We start from the raw sequence: 5,689 nt of genomic DNA, 5'->3' as shown, positions 1-5,689 counted from the left end.
AGGCCGGCGACGGCGAGGTCGGGTACGTGCTCGGCGAGAAGATCCTCGAGCACGGCGAGGCGCTGCCCTCGTGGTGGAAGACCGCCGGCACGACCGGCTACGACGCGCTCGCCGAGATCGACCGGGTTCTCACCGACCCCGCGGGTGAGGCGGCGCTCGACGCCCTCGACGCCAGGCTGCGCGTCGACAGCGACCTCGCGCCCCTGACCGGCTGGCACGACCTCATCCACGACACGAAGCGCAAGATCGCCGACTCGATCCAGGTGTCGGAGATCCGCCGCCTCGTCCGGGGCCTGCCCGCGGAGCTGCGCGAGGAGTTCGAGGCCGACGTGCTGCAGGACGCGCTCGCCGAGATCCTCGCGTGCTTCCCCGTCTACCGCTCGTACCTGCCGGCCGGTCGCGCGCACCTCGACGCCGCCGCGGGCGAGGCCGAGGTGCGCCGCCCCGAACTGGGCGACGTCATCGAGAAGCTCGTCCCGGTGCTCGCCGACACGGGTCTCGAGGTCGCATGGCGGTTCCAGCAGACGACCGGGCCCGTGATGGCCAAGGGCGTCGAGGACACGGCGTTCTACCGCTACACGCGGCTGGGCTCGATCACCGAGGTGGGCGGCGACCCGGGGGAGTTCTCGCTCGACGTCGCCGGGTTCCACACCGCGCAGGCGCAGCGGCACGCGTCGTGGCCGACCGCCATGACCACGCTGTCGACGCACGACACCAAGCGCGGTGAGGACACGCGCGCCCGCATCGCGGTGCTCGCGGAGATCCCCGAGACCTGGGCCGCGCGGCTCGCGGAGTTCCAGGGCATCGCCTCGACCGGTCACGGCCCCTTCGACAACCTGCTGTGGCAGGCCATCGTGGGAGCCTGGCCCGCTTCGGCCTCGACGCCCGAGGGTCTGAAGGTCTACCGGGAGCGCCTGCACGCCTACGCCGAGAAGGCCGCACGCGAGGCGAGCGAGGTCACCGGCTGGTGGGAGCAGGACGAGGCGTTCGAGGAGCGCATGCACGCGGTCGTCGACGCTGCCACCGGCCCCGCCGCGGAGCGGGTGCGCGCGTTCGTCGACGAGATCTCGCCCGCGGGCTGGTCGAACGGCCTGTCGGCCAAGCTGCTGCAGATCATGGGTCCGGGCGTCCCCGACGTCTACCAGGGCTCGGAGCTGTGGGAGCAGTCCCTCGTCGATCCCGACAACCGCCGCGCGGTGGACTTCGCCGAACGCCGACGCCTGCTCGCCGCGCTCGACGCGCCCGGCGCCTCGTTCCCGGCGGTGGACGCCACGGGTGCGGCCAAGCTCCTCGTGACCTCGCGCGCCCTGCGCCTGCGGCGAGAGCACCCGCTCGAGATCTACCGTCCGCTCGAGGCCGCGGGAGTGGCATCCGCCCACGTCGTGGCCTTCGACCGCGGGGGCGTGTTCGCCGTCGCGACGCGTCTGCCCCACGGGCTGAAGGCCGCGGGCGGGTGGCGCGACACGGTCGTGCTGCTGCCCGACACGCCCGTCGTCGACGTGCTGACCGGTCGATCCTTCGCGGGTGGTGCGACCCCCCTGTCCGATCTGCTGGCGTTCCTCCCGGTCGCCCTCCTGATCTTCTAGTTCCCCGGCGCGTGAGGGGTCATCTTCTGTCGCCTCACGCGACGCCAAGCGACACTTTCTGACCCCTCACGCGAAAAGGACACGACCATGGGCATCGACGTCTGGGCACCGAAGGCAGAGCGGGTGCGGCTGCGCCGGCTGGATGACAGCGGCGACACGGTCGTCGAGGACATCGAGATGGACAGCGCCGCCGACGGATGGTGGACCGCTCCGGTCGACCTCGCCGACGGTGAGCGCTACGGCTTCGTGCTCGGCGACGGCGACGAGCTGCGTCCCGACCCGCGTTCGCGTCGCCAGCCCGGCGGCGTGCACGAGGCGTCGGCGTGGTTCGACCCCTCGGTCTACGCGTGGAACGACGACGCGTGGACGGGTCGGCAGCTCGCCGGCGGCCTGATCTACGAGCTGCACCTGGGCACCTTCACCCCCGAAGGGACCCTGGATGCCGCGATCGGACGCCTCGACCACCTCGTCGACCTCGGGGTGACCCACGTCGAACTGCTGCCGGTGAACGGCTTCAACGGCACGTGGAACTGGGGCTACGACGGGGTGCTCTGGTACACCGTCCACGAGGGCTACGGCGGGCCCGAGGCCTACCAGCGTTTCGTCGACGCGGCCCACGCGGCGGGTCTCGCGGTCATCCAGGACGTCGTCTACAACCACCTCGGCCCCTCGGGCAACTACCTGCCCGAGTTCGGGGAGTACCTGCGCGAGGGCAGCCGCAACACGTGGGGCGACTCGGTCAACCTCGACGAGGACGCCGTGCGCGCCTACATCGTCGAGAACGCGCTGATGTGGATGAGCGACTACCACGTCGATGGTCTGCGCCTCGACGCCGTGCACGCCCTGCTCGACCACCGCGAGCCGCACGTGCTGCAGGAGATCGCGGAGCGCACCGACGCCCTGTCGGCGCACCGCGGCATCCCCCTGACGACCATCGCCGAGAGCGACATGAACGACCCGAAGCTCATCCTGCCGCGCGAGGCCGGAGGCTACGGGCTGACGGCGCAGTGGTCGGACGACTGGCACCACACCGCGCACGTCGCCCTGACCGGCGAGACGATCGGCTACTACGAGGACTTCGCCGATCTCGACGCATTCCGGAAGGTCAGCGAGGGCGGCTTCTTCCACGACGGCACCTACTCGTCGTTCCGTGAAGAGAAGCACGGCAAGCCCATCCCCGACGATGTGCCGAACTGGCGCCTCGTCACCTTCGCGCAGGACCACGACCAGATCGGCAACCGCGCCGCCGGAGACCGCCTGTCGCAGTCGCTCGGCTACGGTCGGCTCGCCGCGGCCGCCGTCCTGACCCTCACCGCGCCGGGGACGCCGATGCTGTTCATGGGCGAGGAGTGGGGCGCCACGACACCCTGGCAGTTCTTCACCTCGCACCCCGAGCCCGAGCTCGGAAAGGCCACCGCCGAGGGGCGCATCGCCGAGTTCGCGAAGATGGGCTGGGACGAGGACTCCGTGCCCGACCCCCAGGACCCCTCGACGTTCGAGAACTCGAAGCTCGACTGGGACGAGGTCGGAGAGGGCGACCACGCGCAGCTGCTGGCCCTGTACCGCGAGCTGGCGAAGCTTCGCCGCGAGCGCCCCGAGCTCACCGACCCGTCGCGCGAGGGACTGTCGGCCGCCGCGCGCGAGGCCCAGGGTGGGCGCGTCTACGAGCTGCGCCGCGGCGACCTGGTGGTCGTGGTGAACCTCTCGGATGTCGAGGCTTCGGCATCCGTCGCCTCCGGCGCCCGCGTCCTGCTGGCCACCGCAGAGGGCGTGGAGCTCGAGGGCTCCGCCGTCACCGTTCCCGCGGGAGCCAGCGCGATCGTCGCCCCCGCGCTCTGATCGATCGCCGACGGCCCCGCTCCTCCGGGGGCGGGGCCGTCAGCGTGCGAGGTCGATACGGCCCATCGCGGCCTGGATGGCGACCGCTGCCGCTCCGCGTGCCCACGCCGTGAATCCGGAGTGGTCGGGGTGGAGCGAGACCGGGGACGCCGAGCGTGGGCGCAGTCGCGAGATCGCCGTTCCGGCCTCTTCGCGCAACAGGTCGAAGGCGTCCATCCCCTCGCCCGCGAGCACGATGTCGGCGTGCAGCGAGAGGGTGGCCGCGAGGGCGCAGAGCGCGCCGAGGGCGTCGCCCGTATCGGCGAAGAGTGCGCGCAGGACCTGGTCGCCGGCGCGCGCGAGGGCGACCGCGTCGTCGAACCCGATCGCACGCCCCACCGCTCGCGACGCCCGCCGCGCGATCGCGGGGGTGGTCAGCAGAGAGTCGGCGCAGCCGCGGTGCCCCAGCGGGCAGGGCGGACCGTCCGCGCGCAGCGGCAGGTGGCCGACCGTGCCGATCCCGGCGTCGGGGGTGCGGACCGTTCGACCGTCGACGACGAGGCCGAGGCCCACCCCGGCGCCGATCGTCACGACGACGAATCCCGGGATGCCGCGGCCCACCCCGAACCAGCGTTCGGCCTCGGCGAGGGCCACGACGTCGTTCTCGACCGTCACGGGGACCTCGAGCATCCGCTCGAGCATGCGGGCGAGGGGGATGTCGCGCCAGCCGAGGAAGGGGGCGTCGACGGCGACGCCGCCGGAGACGTGCCCGCCGAGGCTCACGCCGACCCCGCGGACATCGTCGCGGCCGAGGGCCTCGACGGCCGCGACGATCGCGACGCACGCGCCGCGGGGCGAGGGGTCGTCGAGCGGATGGTCGTACGCGTCGAGCAGATCGGCGCGGATGTCCGTCGCCGCGACGTGCACGCGGTCGCCGGTCAGCTTGACGCCGACGAACGTCCCCGCCGTGGGAGAGATGTCGAGGGGGCGCGAGGGGCGCCCCACCGTGCCGTCGATGTCGTCGTCGAGTTCGACGAGCACGCCCGCGGCCAGGAGCGGGCGCGCCAGTCGCGTCACGCTCGCGGGGGACAGGCGAAGGCGCGCGGCCAAGGTGCGACGCGAGAGGGGCCCGTGCAACAGCACCTCGCGCGCGACGGCGGACTCGCTCTCGGTGAGCACGGCACCCTCCCTCGTCGGACGGGGCCGACCAATATGTTCCGTGATAAAAATAATGCCATGTCGCACTCCGCCCCGACGGTCCTCCACCTGCGCAACGGCGGGACGAGCGTCGTCGTCGACCTCACCGCCCAGCCCTCTCCCGCGGTGATCCACTGGGGCCCCGACCTCGGCGAGCTCTCACCCGTCGCCCTGACATCGATGGTCGTCGCGGCGCAGCCGCAGCGTGTGTCCGGCGGCATCGATCAGACCCCCCGCCTCACCCTCGTCCCGACCGCGGCGGCGGGCTGGCCTGGCACTCCCGGGTTCGAGGGAGGGCGCGGCGGCGTGGTGCAGGGGACGGTCTTCTCGCTGGCATCCATCGATCACCGGCCCACCGGCGCGACCCTGCACCTCGTCGACGAGCAGCGCGCGATCCGCCTGCGCGGTGATCTCGAGGTGGATGCCGCGGGGCTCTTCACCCAGCGGCTCACGGTCGTCAACGACGGTTCCGACCACCTCGTCGTCCAGACGCTCCAGCCGACGTTCCCGCTGCCGTGGGATGCCATCGAGATCCTCGACACCACCGGCCGGCACCTGCGCGAGCGTTCCGCGCAGCGCCATGGATTCACCTACGGCACGCACCTGCGCGAGAGCCGCCGCGGGCGCCCTGGGGCCGACGCCACGCTGCTGCTGGCCGCCGGACGCCCCGGCTTCGGATTCGAGAGCGGCCGGGTGCACGGCATCCACGTCGCCTGGAGCGGCAATCAGCGCGTCCTCGCCGAACGCCTGCCGCTGGGCGAGGCCCTGCTCGCCGGGGGAGAACTCGCCGCCTGGGGAGAGATCGTGCTGGGGCCCGGTGAGGAGATGTCGTCGCCGACCGTATACGGATCGTGGGGTGAGGGCCTCGACCAGCTCGCGGCGCGCTTCCACGACGCGTGGCGGGCGCGCCCGCAGCACCCCGCGCGCCCGCGACCGATCACGCTCAACACCTGGGAGGCGGTGTACTTCGACCACCGCCTGCCGAAACTCCTCGAGCTCGCCGACGTCGCCGCCGAGATCGGCGTCGAACGGTTCGTGCTCGACGACGGCTGGTTCCGCCACCGCCGCGACGACACCGCGGGCCTGGG

General features: G+C 72.6%; 4 protein-coding genes. 3 read left to right on the top strand and 1 reads right to left on the bottom strand.

Annotation, left to right across the window (positions count from 1 at the left end; all coding sequences use genetic code 11):
• Both QZ433_RS03400 and treZ read left to right on the top strand, forming a co-directional pair.
• On the top strand, positions 1 to 1,586 hold a 1,586-nt coding region (locus QZ433_RS03400; protein WP_295780016.1), incomplete at its 5' end, for a malto-oligosyltrehalose synthase.
• A gap of 87 nt (positions 1,587 to 1,673) precedes the next feature.
• Positions 1,674 to 3,425 carry a malto-oligosyltrehalose trehalohydrolase gene (treZ, locus tag QZ433_RS03395; protein ID WP_295780015.1) on the top strand — a complete coding sequence of 584 codons (1,752 nt, stop codon included), beginning with the start codon at positions 1,674 to 1,676 and terminating at the stop codon, positions 3,423 to 3,425.
• A gap of 39 nt (positions 3,426 to 3,464) precedes the next feature.
• Here treZ and QZ433_RS03390 read toward each other — a convergent pair whose 3' ends face one another.
• Positions 3,465 to 4,583, bottom strand: a complete 1,119-nt coding sequence (locus QZ433_RS03390) for an ROK family protein (RefSeq protein ID WP_295780014.1) — start codon at positions 4,581 to 4,583, stop codon at positions 3,465 to 3,467.
• Between the two features lie 57 nt (positions 4,584 to 4,640).
• Between QZ433_RS03390 and QZ433_RS03385 the strand changes: the two genes are divergently transcribed.
• The coding region (locus QZ433_RS03385; protein ID WP_295780013.1) for a glycoside hydrolase family 36 N-terminal domain-containing protein at positions 4,641 to 5,689 on the top strand (1,049 nt) is incomplete at its 3' end.

This window comes from uncultured Microbacterium sp. (genome assembly GCF_913776565.1).
Taxonomy (GTDB): Bacteria; Actinomycetota; Actinomycetes; order Actinomycetales; family Microbacteriaceae; genus Microbacterium.
The sequence above is the reverse complement of the archived record's forward strand: the minus strand, read 5'-3'. Positions and strand labels throughout refer to the sequence as shown.